This window comes from Pseudonocardia pini, from assembly GCF_013870575.1.
GTDB lineage: Bacteria > Actinomycetota > Actinomycetes > Mycobacteriales > Pseudonocardiaceae > Pseudonocardia > Pseudonocardia pini.
The window spans coordinates 1-13,714 of record NZ_JACBXB010000057.1 but is presented as its reverse complement, the minus strand read 5'-3'; the positions used below and the strand labels follow the sequence as shown (position 1 = coordinate 13,714).

The 13,714-nt window shown below is 72.1% G+C and carries 13 protein-coding genes and 2 pseudogenes; 8 read left to right on the top strand and 7 right to left on the bottom strand.

Going from position 1 to position 13,714, the window contains the following annotated elements:
- A partial coding sequence (locus H5J29_RS06110; RefSeq protein ID WP_181779928.1) for a GntR family transcriptional regulator occupies positions 1 to 238 on the bottom strand: 238 nt, incomplete at its 3' end.
- A 195-nt stretch (positions 239 to 433) separates the two neighbouring features.
- On the opposite strand from H5J29_RS06110, the gene H5J29_RS06105 reads away from it, so the two are divergent.
- The 5 genes from H5J29_RS06105 to H5J29_RS06085 are packed head-to-tail and all read left to right on the top strand — an operon-like array spanning position 434 to position 6,112.
- A complete protein-coding gene (locus H5J29_RS06105; protein WP_220187048.1) occupies positions 434 to 1,822 on the top strand; it encodes a (Fe-S)-binding protein in 1,389 nt (462 codons plus the stop codon).
- On the top strand, positions 1,819 to 3,369 hold the full coding sequence (locus H5J29_RS06100) for an FAD-binding oxidoreductase (protein ID WP_220187047.1): 1,551 nt from the start codon (positions 1,819 to 1,821) through the stop codon (positions 3,367 to 3,369). The genes H5J29_RS06105 and H5J29_RS06100 overlap by 4 nt, the downstream gene beginning before the upstream one ends.
- Positions 3,366 to 3,626 (top strand): hypothetical protein, encoded by a 261-nt coding sequence (locus H5J29_RS06095; RefSeq protein ID WP_181779925.1) that lies wholly within the window; start codon positions 3,366 to 3,368, stop codon positions 3,624 to 3,626. The genes H5J29_RS06100 and H5J29_RS06095 overlap by 4 nt, the downstream gene beginning before the upstream one ends.
- On the top strand, positions 3,623 to 4,669 hold the full coding sequence (locus H5J29_RS06090; protein ID WP_181779924.1) for an LLM class flavin-dependent oxidoreductase: 1,047 nt from the start codon (positions 3,623 to 3,625) through the stop codon (positions 4,667 to 4,669). The genes H5J29_RS06095 and H5J29_RS06090 overlap by 4 nt, the downstream gene beginning before the upstream one ends.
- Positions 4,670 to 4,681: 12 nt before the next feature.
- Positions 4,682 to 6,112, top strand: a complete 1,431-nt coding sequence (locus H5J29_RS06085) for an aminobutyraldehyde dehydrogenase (protein WP_181779923.1) — start codon at positions 4,682 to 4,684, stop codon at positions 6,110 to 6,112.
- A gap of 6 nt (positions 6,113 to 6,118) precedes the next feature.
- Here H5J29_RS06085 and H5J29_RS06080 read toward each other — a convergent pair whose 3' ends face one another.
- Complete coding sequence (locus tag H5J29_RS06080) at positions 6,119 to 7,315, bottom strand: S8 family peptidase (protein WP_312858084.1); 1,197 nt, start codon at positions 7,313 to 7,315, stop codon at positions 6,119 to 6,121.
- Between the two features lie 128 nt (positions 7,316 to 7,443).
- Between H5J29_RS06080 and H5J29_RS06075 the strand changes: the two genes are divergently transcribed.
- A complete protein-coding gene (locus H5J29_RS06075) occupies positions 7,444 to 7,800 on the top strand; it encodes a DUF5313 family protein (RefSeq protein ID WP_181779921.1) in 357 nt (118 codons plus the stop codon).
- Positions 7,801 to 7,839: 39 nt separating this feature from the next.
- Here the strand turns inward: H5J29_RS06075 and H5J29_RS06070 are convergent, their stop codons facing one another.
- On the bottom strand, positions 7,840 to 8,061 hold the full coding sequence (locus H5J29_RS06070; protein ID WP_181779929.1) for an alpha/beta hydrolase: 222 nt from the start codon (positions 8,059 to 8,061) through the stop codon (positions 7,840 to 7,842).
- Positions 8,062 to 8,078: 17 nt separating this feature from the next.
- Between H5J29_RS06070 and H5J29_RS36485 the strand changes: the two are divergent.
- A pseudogene (locus tag H5J29_RS36485) lies at positions 8,079 to 8,156 on the top strand (VOC family protein); the annotation flags it as partial.
- 175 nt (positions 8,157 to 8,331) lie between these two features.
- Here the strand turns inward: H5J29_RS36485 and whiA are convergent.
- The 4 genes and pseudogenes from whiA to uvrC form a co-directional block, all read right to left on the bottom strand.
- Positions 8,332 to 8,935 (bottom strand): annotated as a pseudogene (whiA, locus tag H5J29_RS06060) (DNA-binding protein WhiA); the annotation flags it as partial.
- Positions 8,926 to 9,957 (bottom strand): gluconeogenesis factor YvcK family protein, encoded by a 1,032-nt coding sequence (locus tag H5J29_RS06055; RefSeq protein WP_181779920.1) that lies wholly within the window; start codon positions 9,955 to 9,957, stop codon positions 8,926 to 8,928. The pseudogene whiA and the gene H5J29_RS06055, both read right to left, overlap by 10 nt.
- Positions 9,958 to 9,967: 10 nt before the next feature.
- Positions 9,968 to 10,858, bottom strand: a complete 891-nt coding sequence (gene rapZ, locus H5J29_RS06050) for an RNase adapter RapZ (RefSeq protein ID WP_181779919.1) — start codon at positions 10,856 to 10,858, stop codon at positions 9,968 to 9,970.
- Positions 10,855 to 12,819, bottom strand: a complete 1,965-nt coding sequence (uvrC, locus tag H5J29_RS06045) for an excinuclease ABC subunit UvrC (RefSeq protein WP_181779918.1) — start codon at positions 12,817 to 12,819, stop codon at positions 10,855 to 10,857. Before uvrC ends, rapZ begins: the two co-directional genes overlap by 4 nt.
- 234 nt (positions 12,820 to 13,053) lie before the next feature.
- Here uvrC and H5J29_RS06040 point away from each other — a divergent pair.
- A partial coding sequence (locus H5J29_RS06040) for a DUF2786 domain-containing protein (RefSeq protein WP_181779917.1) occupies positions 13,054 to 13,714 on the top strand: 661 nt, incomplete at its 3' end.

The following is a 13,714-nucleotide window of genomic DNA, read 5'->3' as shown; positions in this document are numbered from 1 at the left end:
CGCGGGACAGCTCGGTCAACGCCTCCTGTGAGGCCACCACGAAGCTGCCGCCACCGCGCCCCCGCCGGGTCGCGACGAGCCCCCGGGCGCGCAGGTCCGACAACGCGTCCCGCAGGGTCACCGTCGAGACGTTCAGCGAGGCCGCGAGCTGCAGCTCCGCGGGGAGCTGCTCGCCGTCGACGATGATCCCGAGCGCGATCGCGCTGCCCAGCCGCCGCACGACGGCCTCGCTGCGCATGGCCCCGTCGTCCAGCGGGGCGAAGACGGCGCGCCTCGCGTCGCCTGCCGGAAGCCGCACTCCACCCCCAGGGATCGAACGGTGACATCGGCGCTACGAGTGTGTCACGAGCCCCCGACAGCCTAGGCGAGAAGTTTGAGATGTGATTTCATAGCTTTTCTCTCCCGAGTGACCACCACCACATACGGAGGACGAGTGACGCAGACCGAACCCGACATGCGGCCCGACGCGCTGCAGAAACCGTTCACCCCCGGCGCCCCGTCCAACGACCCGGAGCTGGAGAGCTATCCCGAGACCGTCTCCGGGCCGGTGCCCCTCGAGCTGACCGACCGGCGCACGGCCGAGTTCGTCGAGGAGTGGCGCAACGCCTCGTACAACTGCTACTCCTCCGGCCACAAGTTCTGCCGCGAGGTCTGCCCGGTCATGCAGGTGACCCGCAACGAGTCGTGGACCCCCACCGCCTTCCACGCGAACGTCGTCGCGATGGAGAAGGGCGAGCTGGAGATCGCCGACATCGCCGAGGACTACGTCAACTGCACCCAGTGCGGGGCGTGCGAGCTGCGCTGCCCCAACACCCTGTTCACCGGCGACTTCTACAAGTTCCGGACCCGGACGGTCGATGTCGTCAAGGCGGTCCGGGCGCTCGCCGTCGAGTCCGGGGTGCACCAGCCGAACTGGCAGACGTGGAACGAGCGGACGAACGACCGCACCCACGAGCCGGTCCTCGGCGAGACCGAGATCAGCCAGGAGAACGTCCGGAACTGGGCCGAAGGGCTCGACATCCCGATCGGCGGGGACACCGTCCTCTTCGTCGACTGCGAGGCGGCCTTCTACCGCACGGCCGTCCCCCGGGCCGTCGCGCAGATCCTGCAGAAGGCCGGCTACGAGTTCGGGCTGATGGGCGAGCAGTGGTGCTGCGGTGGCCCGGCGGCCGAGATGGGCTACGTCGACCAGGCGAAACGCTTCGCCCGACACAACCTCGACAACTGGCGGTCCACCGGCACCAAGCGGCTGCTGGTGCTCGATCCGCACGACTACATCAGCTTCACCGAGGACTACCCGAAGTACTTCGGCGCGGAGTTCGACATCGAGGTCGTGCTGGTGGTCGAGGTGCTCGCCGACCTTCTGGCCCAGGGGAAGCTGACCCCGACCGTGCCGGTGGACCGGACGATCACCTACCACGATCCCTGCAGGCTCAACAAGCGCAAGGGGATCTGGGAGGAACCGCGGCAGATCCTCAGGGCGATCCCCGGGCTGACCTTCCACGACGTCGACCGGGTCACCCAGTGGTCGTACTGCTCCGGCGGGGGTGGGGGCCTGCCGGTGGAGAAGCCGGAGCTCACGGCGGCGATCTCGGAGAAGCGCCTCGGGCACGCCGCCGAGCTGGGCGTGGACACGCTGGTCAGCGCCTGCCCGTGGTCCGAGCGGCCGCTGTCCGAGGCCGGGGACGCGAAGGACATCGACGTGATCGACATCCACGAGCTCTTCGCCGAGTCGCTGGGGATCACGGTCGGCGGCAGCCGCGGGACCGTGGGCGACAAGCGCTGCGGCGGCGGGGGATGCGGCGGGGGTGGCTGTTCGTGACCACCCTCGAACGCCCGTCCACGGACCTGGTCGACCGCGTGGTCGAACGGCTCCGCGGAGTGCTCCGGCCCGACCAGATCCTCACCTCGAAGACCGACCGCTACAACCGCGCCCGCGTCCCCGCGCCGTTCCCGGTGCACCGCTGGCGCGAGCGCGTGCCGGACCTCGCGGTGCTGCCGGAGACCACCGAGGAGGTCGCGGCGGTCGTCTCGATCGCGAACGAGCTCCGGTGCCCGGTCGTCCCGCGCGACGGCGGCACCGGGCTCACCGACGGGGCGGTGCCGCTGCACGGCGGGATCGTCGTGGACGTCAAGCGGATGAACCGGATCCACGAGCTGGACCTGGAGAACCGCACCGTCACCGTGGGCACGGGCATCAACATGCTCAAGCTCAACGAGCAGCTGGCCAAGCACGGGCTGATCTACCCGGACGACCCCGCCTCGTACCCCTGCTCGCTGGTCGGCGGCCGGATCGGCACCTCGGGCTGGTCGTTGATCGGCTCGCGCTACGGGCACACCCGCGACCTGGTGCTGAGCTTCGACTTCGTCCTCCCGACCGGCGAGATCCTGCACGTCGGCGACGGGGCGGGCGGCAAGATCTCCAAGTCGTCGTCCGGGTACCAGCTCAAGCACCTGTTCATGGGGCACCAGGGCACGCTCGGCATCGCCACGAAGGCCACGCTGAAGCTCTACCCCAAGCCCGAGGCCGAGCTGAGCCCGTTCTGGGCCTTCGACGACTACGACGCCGCCTACCGCTTCACCGGCGCGCTCGCCCGCGCGGGCGTCGCGACCTTCGCAGGCGCCGTGCTGTTCGACGAGTACAAGGTCGCCTACCTGCGCCGGGACGACGAGGCCTACATCCCCCAGCCCGCCGACGTCCGCGCCCTGACCTGCGCGGTCCTCTACGGCTGGGAGGACGAGGTCCGGGTCGGTGGCAAGCGGCTGTTCCGGATCGCGAAGGAGCACGGCGCCCGCTACCTCGGCGACGAGATCTCCGAGGGCGACTGGGCCGCCCGGCACGACCGGTACGCCACGCCGCTGCACGGGCGCACCAAGGCCGGGCAGGTGGTGCCGATGTCCTGGCACTGCGAGGACGCTGCGGTCAACTACACCGACGTCCCCGCCGTCACGAAGGCGTGGCACGAGATCGTCGCCGACCTGCGTCGCAAGACCGACGTGTTCGACGACTGGGGCATGTTCGCCTACACCTCCGCCGACACCGGGGTGGACTACCTGACCGAGATCGACGTCGGGATCTGGGAGCAGCGGCTCGACGACGCGGCGTGGGCGATGTGGGTGAAGGCCAAGCGGGACATCGCCGCGGCGGCGCTGGCGCACGGCGGCTCGATCAGCGCCTGCCACGGCTCCTGTCGCGAGGGCGAGGTCGATCTCGTCCCCCGCGAGCTGGGGCGCGGGTTCGACGTGATGCTCGGCGTCAAACGGATGCTCGACCCGAACAACATCATGAACCCAGGCAAGTACCTCCTGGACCTCGCCTACCAGGGCGATGTCTCCGCGCAGCTGGCCGAGCTCAGGGGGCCCTCGTGAGCTATCGCTACTCCGCGGAGAACACGCCACCGACCCCGGAACGCGCCAGCGAGGTCGCGATCACGACCCACGAACACGTCTACGAGGTGGACCCGCGGCTGATGGAGCTGCACGTCCTGCAGCAGACCTTCCCGAACTGGGACACCTTGCGGATCATGCACGCCCGGCACGACCACCTCGCGTGGATGCACACCCACTTCGCCGAGAAGACCGTCACCGGATCCGAACTGATCGCCGAAATCGAGGACTCACGATGAAGTTCAGCTACGTCATGCTGCCCGACTACCCCCTCGCCGAGTCGCTCAAGTCCATCCAGCTCGCGGACGAGCTCGGCTTCCACGCCGTCTACGCCGCCGACGAGACCTGGCACAAGGACCTCTGGCTCCTGTTCGCGGCGGCGGCGGACAAGACGTCGCGGATCAAGATGGGGCCGAGCGTGTCCGCGGTCGTCCTCCGCGAGCCCTCGCTGATCGCCCAGGCCACCGCCACGCTCGACGAGCTCACCGGCGGCCGCGCCGAGGTCGTCCTGTCCTCCGGGAACTTCGGGCTGCTCGCGCAGTACGGCATGGACTGGAGCACGCAGAAGCCGTTGTCCCGGGTGAAGGAGGGCGTGCAGGTCATCCGCACCCTGCTCGACGAGGGCGCGATCACCTTCGACGGCGAGTTCTTCACCTACAAGGGCCTGTTCACCTTCGCCCGTCCGGTGGCCGACCGGGTGCCGGTGAAGATGGGCGCGATGGCCGGGCCGAAGTCCTTCCAGGTCGCGGGCGAGTTCTCCGACGGCTGTCACCACGCGCTGGGGTACACGCGCGAGGCCTACCGGTACATGTACGACAACATGAAGATCGGTGCGGACCGCGCGGGCAAGAACGTCGACGACCTCGACATCGGCGCGTGGTGCGTCTTCGCCGTCTCGGAGGACTCGGCCAAGGCCAAGGAGGCGGCCAAGTCCATGGTGGGCCTCTACGCGTCGTCCATGCCGGACTCGCTGCTGGAGCGCAACGGCGTCTCCCCCGCCGAGATGAAGCCGATCCTGGACAAGTTCGTGGCGGGCGACCTGGCAGGGTCGATCGACGCCACCCCGGACGACCTGGCGGACAAGCTCTCCGTCGCGGGCACCCCCGAGGAGTGCATCGCGAAGATCCAGGAGATGAAGGCGGGCGGCGCCAACCACATGATCTGCGCCATCACGGACGCACACCTGGTGAAGACGTTCATGGGCCGCGAGGTGACGGGCGTGCCGACCGTTGACGAGCAGCTCACACTGATCGCCGAGAAGGTCAAGCCCGCGTTCGCCTGAGCCGGAGGAACCATGCAGACGTTCCAGAACATCGTCGACGGCAAGGCGGTCGCCGCGGCGGACGGGGCGACGATGGACGTCGTCGACCCGTCGACCGGCGAGGTCTACGCGACCGCGCCGCGGTCCGGCGCCGCGGACGTCGACGCCGCGTACGCCGCGGCCCAGCGCGCCTACGACGAGGGGTGGCGGGACCTCACCCCCTCCGAGCGGCAGGCGGCCCTGCTGAAGGTCGCCGACGCGATCGAGGCGAACGCCGACGAGCTCGTCGAGCTGGAGCACCGGGACACCGGCAAGCCCAAGGCCCTGACGCACTCCGAGGAGATCGCGGTCATGGCCGACCAGTTCCGGTTCTTCGCCGGGGCGGCGCGGACCCTGGAGGGCAGGGCGAGCGCGGAGTACATGGCGGGGCACACGTCGTCGGTGCGCCGGGAGCCGCTCGGGGTGGTCGGCACGATCACGCCGTGGAACTACCCGATGATGATGGCCACCTGGAAGATCGGTCCCGCGCTGGCGGCCGGGAACACCATGGTCATCAAGCCGTCGGACACGACGCCCGCCACGACGTCGCGGATGGGCGAGCTGTTCGCGGAGTTCCTGCCACCGGGCGTGCTCAACGTCGTGTGCGGGGACCGGGAGACCGGCGCGCTGGTCGCGGGGCACCCCACGCCGGCGCTGGTCGCGATCACCGGCTCCACGCGGGCGGGCAAGGCGGTCGCCGCGGCGGCGGCGCCGAACGTCACGCGGGTGCACCTGGAGCTGGGCGGCAACGCCCCGGTGATCGTGTTCGACGACGCCGACGTCGCTGCGAACGCCGAGGACATCGCGATCGCGGGGTTCTTCAACGCGGGGCAGGACTGCACCGCGGCGACCCGGGTGCTGGCCCACTCCTCGGTGGCCGACCAGCTCGCCGAGGCCATCGCGGAGTTCGCCGCGGGCGTCCGTTTCTCCCGCGACGAGGACGACAGCGACGATCTCTTCATCCCACCGCTGAACAACGCCGCCCAGTTCGAGAAGGTGAGCGGGCTCGTGTCCCGCGCACCCGCGCACGCGTCGGTGCGGGCGGGCGGCTCCCCCGCCGACGGGGCGGGGTACTTCTACCCCGCCACCGTCGTCTCCGGCCTCACGCAGGACGACGAGCTGGTCCGCGAGGAGATCTTCGGCCCGGTGATCACCGTGCAGTCCTTCTCCGACGAGGCGGAGGCGCTACGGCTGGCCAACGACACGGACTACGGCCTGTCCTCCAGCGTGTGGACCGCGGACCACTCCCGGACGGTCCGGATGAGCAGGGGTCTGGACTTCGGCTGCGTGTGGATCAACTGCCACATCCCGCTCGTCGCCGAGATGCCCCACGGCGGGTTCAAGCAGTCCGGCTACGGCAAGGACCTCAGCGGCTACAGCGTGGAGGACTACACCAGGGTCAAGCACGTGATGTCCCGCTACTGACCCGCGTCAGAGGTTGCCGGTGTTCAGGAGGAGGTTCGGCGTTCCGCCCACCTCGCCGTCGGCGATCCTGCCGGGGGTGGCGTTGGCGACCATCCACTGCTTGATCGTGGCGCTGGGGGCGTCTCCGCGAGCCTGCTTGTACAGGGCCGCGACGCCGGCGGCGAAGGGCGCGGCCATCGAGGTGCCGGTGTACGAGGCCGTCCGACCGCCCGGCACCGGTGCCACGATGGAGGTCCCCGGGGCGTACAGGGTCACGCACGGACCCGTGCTCGACGAGGGGTTGCGCCGGTCCTCGCGGGTCGAGTTGGCCACGACCACGACCCCCGCGGCGGCCCGCGGCGCGACCTGGCAGTCGTCCTGCCCGTTGTTGCCCGCCGAGGCGGCCACGAACACGTCGTCGTCCACCAGCTGGTTCACGGCGGAGAGCAGCGCGGCGGAGGGGCCGTAGCTCCACGACATCACCGCGACCGCGGGCCCGCCGGTGTGGTTCTGCAGCACCCAGTCCAGCCCGCCGAGCAGCGACGACAAGGTCCCCGACCCGCTGCAGTCCAGCACCTTGACCGCCCGGACCTGCGCGTCCTTGGCGACCCCGTACTCGGCGGAGGCCGCGATCCCGCCGACGACGGTGCCGTGGCCGTCGCAGTCGACGTTCTCGTCGTCGATCGTGTTGGTGCCCCAGCTCGCGCGGCCGCCGAAGGCCGGGTGGCCGACGTCGACGCCGGTGTCCACCACGTAGACCGTCACCCCCTGCCCCGTGGCCGTGGTGGTGTAGCGGCCGTCGAGCGGGAGGTCGCGCTGGTCGATGCGGTCGAGACCCCAGTTCGGGGGGTTGTCCTGCGCGCCCTCGGTCAGCCCCAGCGGCGTGACGGCGTGCGGCTGCGTCCGCGGCCCGATCGGGTCGATCCGCCGGTCCGGCTCGATGCCGAGGATGCCCGGCAGCCCCTGCAGCCTGCCGAGCTGGTCGGCCGTGAGGCGTGCGGCGAAGCCCTTGACCGCCCTGGTGAACTGCGCGCGGGGGGTGACCCCGACGGTCGACGCGGCCTGCGCGGCCTGCGCGGCGGACTCCGCCAGGACCACGTAGTCCCCCGCGAGCCCGACCTGGACCTGCACCGGGGGGGTGCTCGCGTACGCCACGGTGCCGGTGACGGGCAGCAGGGCCACGGCGAGTGCGACGCAGGCCGTTCGCAGGAGTCGGGGGGTCACGGACAGCGACGCTAATGGCCGGGTCCGTCGAAACACAGGTACACGATAGTGGTCCGGGTGACTGGTGTGACCGATGAGGTGACTCTCGGTTGCACGGTCAGCGAGGGTGTGAGCGGGTACCCCGAGGCATGACCGAGATCGTGCGTCCCGACCCGCTGCACTGGGTCGGCTATGCCCTCGGCGCCGGGCTGCCCGCGCGTCACCGGGCATGGGTCCTGCACGACGTCACCGCGCCCACCTGGGCACTCCGCCACCTGGCCCGCGCCGTCGTCCAGCTCGCCCCGTTCGCCGCCGCCCTGCTGCTGTTCCTGCCGTTCCCGCTGTGGGTGCGGCTCGCCGGCGTGCTGATGGGCGCCGCGATCGGCCTCTTCTACTCGTTCGCGTGGATGGAGGCCTCCGCCGAGCACCGGGTGATCAAGGCGGGCTATCCCGAGGGCACCGCCGCGGCCACGCGACGCGAGCGCAGGCACACACCCACGTCGTGAGCGGCGATGGTCGCTCTGGCGACCATCGCCGCTCACAGGTCAGGCGGGGTGGACCTGGACCTCGGTCGCCTTCACCGAGAACCAGAGGTCGGCGCCGGGCTCGGCGGCGAGGTCCGCGACCGCCGCGGGGGTGACCACGGGCGTGTGCATCGAGCCGCCGTACTGCGGATGGGGGTGGCAGACCACCATCCCGCCGCGGGCCCCCGCGGGCACGGCGAGCTCACCGTCCAGCGTCGTCCCGTCCTCCGCAGCGAAGCGCATGAGGCCACACTAGGGACATGCGCGTGGACGGACTGGACCACATCGTGCTGGTCAGCGACGATCCCGAACGACTCATCGCCTGGTACCGGGACACCCTCGGCCTGGAACCCGTGCGGTTGGCGGAGTGGCGGCGCGGGGAGGTGCCGTTCGCCTCGCTCCGCGTCTCGGCCGACACGATCATCGACGTGCAGCGCGGCGACCGGAGCGGCACGAACGTGGACCACGTGGCGCTCGTGGTCTCCGACGTCGACCTGCAGACCCTCGCCGCCGAGGCACCCATCCTGGTCAGCAGGACACCGATCGCGTCCCCGTCCCGGACGACGACCCGGTCGGCCCCGCGCACCTCGCGCGCCTTCGCCGTGACCCCGAGCCTGCGGGCGGAGCCGACGAGCGCCAGTGCGGCCTCCGGGCCGGGGCACGTCACCTCCAGCGCGGAGCTGCGGCCGGGCTCGGTGAGCGACCCGTGGGCGAGGAACGCGCCGCGCCAGGCGGCCTCCGCGTCGTCCAGGTCGCCGGAGACGACGGCGGGCGGCAGCCCGCGGACCGGGCGCCCGCGCTGGTCGAGCAGGCCGGTCTGGCGGGCCAGGCCCTCGCCGTCCCGCACCACCCGCAGCACGTACCTGTTGCCCCGGCGCAGCCCGCCCGCGGTGATCACGTGCGCCTCGACCTGGTGGCCGTACAGGTCGTGGATCTCCTTGCGGAGCCGCCGCGCCACCGAGCCGGTGTCCACCTCGGCCTCGATCACGACCCGGCCGCCCACGATGTGCAGCCCCCCGGAGAAGCGCAGCAAGGAGGCGACCTCGGCGCGCCTGCACGACGGCTTCGTCACGGTGAGCCTGCTGAGCTCGTCCTTCACCGCCGCGGTCATCGCCATCCGAAGCCCCCTGTCGGTCCGTCCGTCTCGCCCGTCACGCCACTCCCCACGACCTCGTCCCCCACCGGAAGGGTCGCGAGGACCTCCCGCAGCGCCACCGCCAGCGCCGCGGGCTCGTGCCGCGGCACGAGCGGGTCCGCCGCCGCGACCGGAGCCAGATGCACCCGGCCGCCCTCCTCCATCATCGCCCGTGCCTCCCGGCGCAGCCGATGGGGTACCGGTACGGCGGCCCCGTCGGCCAGCACCGCGTGCAACCGCAGGTCCGGTGCGTGCGCGTTCAGGACGGCGAGATGCTGCTCCGGCGAGAAGTCCGACGTCTCCCCCGGCTCCGGTGCCAGGTTCAGCACCACGACCCGGCGCGCCGCCGTCTCCTGCAGCGCGGTGCGCAGGGCCGGGACCAGCAGGTGCGGCAGCACGCTGGTGAACCACGAGCCCGGACCGAGCAGCACGAGATCGGCCGACCGGATCGCCTCGACGGCCTGTTCGCACGCAGGCGGCTGCTCCGGATGGAGCCACACCCGCTCGACCCGCCCGGGGGTCGACGCCACCGCCACCTGCCCGCGGATCCGGTGCCGCCGCTCGGGGTGGGTCTCGTCCAGGCCGCTCACCTCGGCCTCGATGTCCAGCGGCACCCGGCTCATCGGCAGCACCCGACCGCGCACGCCCAGCAGGGTGCAGACCTCGTCGAGGGCGGCGACGGGATCGCCGAGGGACTCCATCAGCCCCGCGAGCAGCAGGTTGCCGACGGCGTGCCCGGCGAGCGCGCCCGTGCCGCCGAAACGGTGCTGCACGAACCCCGCCCACCGGGCGTGGTACTGGTCCGGGCCCGCCAGGGCGGCCAGCGCCATCCGCAGGTCACCGGGCGGGAGCAGGGCACCGAGCTCGCGGCGGATCCGGCCGGACGACCCGCCGTCGTCCGCCACGGTGACCACGGCGGTGACGTCCGCGTACTCCGGCATCAGCCGCAGCGCGGACAGCGTGGCGGACAGCCCGTGGCCGCCGCCGAGGGCCACGGCCCTCATCCGCGCCCCCTCATTCGCGACCCAGGTCCCGGTGGGCCACGCTCACCGCGACCCCCTCCGCGCCGGACAGCCTGCGCGCCAGCTCCTCGCTGATCGCCACGCTGCGGTGCTTGCCGCCGGTGCAGCCCACGGCCACGGTCAGGTACCGCTTGCCCTCGCGGCGGTACCCCGCGCCGAGCAGCGTGAGCAGGTCCAGGTACTTGCCGAGGAAGTCCTCGGCGCCCTCCTGGGACAGGACGTAGTCCCGCACCGCCGCCTCGCGGCCGGTGTGTTCGCGCAGCTCGGGGATCCAGTGCGGGTTCGGCAGGAACCGCATGTCGACGACGAGGTCCGAGTCCAGTGGTAGGCCGTACTTGTAGCCGAAGGACAGGAAGTTGACGCGGGTCGGCTCCGGTGCCCCCGTCTCGAAGCCCTGCTCGATCCGGGACCGCAGCTGGTGGACCGACAGGGTCGAGGTGTCGACGACGAGGTCGGCGGTCTCCCGCAGCGGACGCAGCAGCTCGCGCTCGGCCGTGATCCCGTCGGCCAGCCTGCCGTCGCCCTGCAGCGGGTGGCTGCGCCGGTTCTGCTCGAACCGGCGGACCAGCACCGCGTCCGCGGCCTCGAGGAACAGCAGCCGGGGCTTGTAGCCGCGGGTGTCCAGGTCCCGGATCACGGCGCCGAGGTCCCGGGTGAAGGCGCGGCTGCGCACGTCGATCACGACGGCGATCCGGGTGACCTCGCCCTGCGAGCGCGCCCCCAGGTCGACCATCGTGGCGATCAGCTCGGGCGGCAGGTTGTCCACCACGAACCAGCCCAGGTCCTCCAGGACCTTGGCCGCGGTGCTCCGCCCGGCCCCGGACAGGCCGCTGACCAGGGCGACCTCGATGCCCGACGGCGCCGGGTCCTGCATGTCGGTCATCCTGCTCCGTCCGTGGCGGCCTGCGGGTCCGGGTGCAGGGCGGCGACGACTGCCTCCGCGGTCCGCCTGCCGAAGCCCGGCAGACCCGCGATCTCCTCCACCTCCGCCGCCCGGATCCTCTTCATCGACCCGAAGTGCTTGAGCAGCGCCTGCCGGCGGGCCGGGCCGAGGCCGGGCACGCCGTCGAGCTCGGAGGCGACCATGCCCTGCGAACGACGCTGCCGGTGATAGGTGATGGCGAAGCGGTGCGCCTCGTCGCGGGCCCGCTGCAGCAGGTACAGCGCCTCGCTGGTGCGGGACAGGATGACCGGGTCCGGGTCGCCGGGCAGCCAGACCTCCTCGAGCCGCTTGGCCAGCCCGCAGAGCGCCACGTCGTGGATGCCGAGCTCCGCCAGCACGTCCGCGGCCGCCTCGACCTGGGGCTGCCCGCCGTCGACGACGAGCAGGTTCGGCGCATAGGCGAACTTCCGGGGCCGCCCGGTGGTCGGGTCGACGCCTGCGCGGATCCTCGCCTGGAACTCCGGGTCGTCGGAGTTCTCGGACAGGTACCGGCGGAACCGGCGGCGGACCACCTCGGCGATGGACGCGACGTCCCCGCCCGCGGCGCCGTCGCGGACCTCGAACCGGCGGTAGTCCGACTTCTTCGCCAGCCCGTCCTCGAAGACGACCAGCGAGGCGACCACGTTCGTGCCCTGCACGTGGCTCACGTCGATGCACTCGATGCGCAGCGGCGCCTGGTCGAGCCCCAGCGCCTCCTGGAGCTCCTGCAACGCCGCGGAGCGCGCCGTGAGGTCCCCCGCGCGGCGCAGCTTGTGCTGGGTGAACGACTCCTTGGCGTTGCGCTCCACGGTCTCCGCGAGGGCCCGCTTGTCCCCGCGCTGCGGCACCCGCAGCTGCACGCGCGACCCGCGGAGCCGGCTCAGCCACTCCTGCAGCGTGTCGGCGTCCGCGGGCAGCTCGGGGACCAGGATCTCCCGCGGGACGGGCTGCGAGGCGTCGTCCGCCTGCTCGGCGAGCGCGGCCTGCTCCCCGTAGAACTGCGTGACGAACCGCTCGACCAGCGCCGGGGTGTCCGCGGTCTCGTCCGTCTTGTCGACCACCCAGCCGCGCTGGCCGCGGACCCGGCCGCCCCGGACGTGGAAGACCTGGACGGCGGCCTCCAGCTCGTCCTGCGCGAAGGCGACGACGTCCGCGTCGGTGCCGTCCCCGAGCACGACCGCCTGCCGCTCCATGGCGCGCTTCAGCGCCCCGATGTCGTCCCGCAGCCGGGCCGCGCGCTCGAACTCCAGCTCCTCCGACGCCGTCTGCATCCGCCGCTCGAGCTCGCGGACCATCCGGTCCGTGCGGCCGGACAGGAACTCGGCGAAGTCCTCGACGATCCCGCGGTGCTCCTCGGCGGTGACCCGCCCGACGCACGGGGCCGAGCACTTGTCGATGTACCCCAGCAGGCAGGGGCGGCCGATCTGGCCGTGCCTCTTGAACACGCCCGCGCTGCAGGTCCGGGCCGGGAACACCCGCAGCAGCAGGTCGAGCGTCTCGCGGATCGCCCACGCGTGGGCGTACGGCCCGAAGTACCGCACCCCCTTGCGCCGCGGCCCCCGGTAGACGTGCAGCCGCGGGAACTCCTCGTTCATCGTGACCGCGAGGACCGGGTAGGTCTTGTCGTCCCGGTAGCGGACGTTGAACCGAGGGTCGAACTCCTTGATCCAGTTGTACTCGAGCTGGAGCGCCTCGACCTCGGTGCTGACCACGGTCCACTGCACGTGCCCGGCCGTCGTCACCATCTGGCGGGTGCGCGGGTGCAGGCCGGAGAGGTCGGCGAAGTAGGAGTTGAGCCGCTGGCGCAGGCTCTTCGCCTTGCCGACGTAGATGACCCGACCCTGCGGGTCCGAGAAGCGGTACACGCCGGGGGCCTCGGGGATCGTCCCCGGGGCCGGGCGGTAAGAGGCGGGGTCCGGCATGGCCCACCCAGAGTAGAACCGGCCACCGACAGTCCGGCGCGCGACCGTGCCTGTCCGCGGCCGGACGCGACGGTGTATCCGGGGCCCGGCGTCGCCCACCGTCCCGTGCTCGTTACGGTCTGTGGAGCACAGCGCAGACGGACCACCCCGCACGCTCCGTCCGCGCGGTTTCTGTCGGTGCCGTCGGGTAGACCTCACCTCGATCCCGAACGCGCGTTCGAAGGAGGCTCCCCGATGCCCGACACCCTCACCACCGGCTCGCGCTCCGACCGGTTGGACCGCGTGCGCAAGCTGCTGGCCAAGGCCGAACGGGCGGGCACCCCCGAGGAGGCCGAGACCTACAACGCCAAGGCCGTCGAGCTGATGGCCCGGCACGGGATCGACGAGGCGCTGCTCGCCGCGTCGCTCGACCCGTCGGACCCCCGGCGGGACGCGATCGGCATGCTGCGGGTCGCCATGGAGGACCCCTACTCCGCGGGCAAGGCGCGGCTGCTGGGCTGGACGGCCGCGGCGCTGCGCTGCCGGTGGGTGATGCACGGGGCGAGCGGCGGCCGGGTCGAGTCGGTCACGGTGTTCGGGTTCGCCTCCGACCGGGAACGGGTCGAGCTCCTGTACACGTCGCTGCTGCTGCAGGCCACCGGCGAGCTCGTGCGTCTCCGGCCGCGGCGGCCCGGTGAGTCCGTGGCCGCGTACCGACGGTCCTGGCTGCAGGGCTTCGCGGCGCAGGTGCACCACCGGCTGCTCGAGGCCGAGCACCGCGCGGCGGGCGAGGACCGGAGCGGAGCGCCGAGCACGGAGCTGGTGCTGGTGGACCGGGGCGCGCAGGTGGACCGGGCGTATGCGGAGGCGTTCCCGCAGCTGGGCAAGGCGGGCAGCCTCGGCATGCTCGGGCTGC

Bases quoted from the DNA above. Each gene is read 5' to 3' on its own strand.
- H5J29_RS06090 (WP_181779924.1), top strand. From the start codon at position 3,623: ATGAAGTTCAGCTACGTCATGCTGCCCGACTACCCCCTCGCCGAGTCG.
- H5J29_RS06085 (WP_181779923.1), top strand. From the start codon at position 4,682: ATGCAGACGTTCCAGAACATCGTCGACGGCAAGGCGGTCGCCGCGGCG.
- H5J29_RS06075 (WP_181779921.1), top strand. From the start codon at position 7,444: ATGACCGAGATCGTGCGTCCCGACCCGCTGCACTGGGTCGGCTATGCC.
- H5J29_RS06070 (WP_181779929.1), bottom strand. From the start codon at position 8,061: ATGCGCTTCGCTGCGGAGGACGGGACGACGCTGGACGGTGAGCTCGCC.
- H5J29_RS06055 (WP_181779920.1), bottom strand. From the start codon at position 9,957: ATGAGGGCCGTGGCCCTCGGCGGCGGCCACGGGCTGTCCGCCACGCTG.
- rapZ (WP_181779919.1), bottom strand. From the start codon at position 10,858: ATGACCGACATGCAGGACCCGGCGCCGTCGGGCATCGAGGTCGCCCTG.
- uvrC (WP_181779918.1), bottom strand. From the start codon at position 12,819: ATGCCGGACCCCGCCTCTTACCGCCCGGCCCCGGGGACGATCCCCGAG.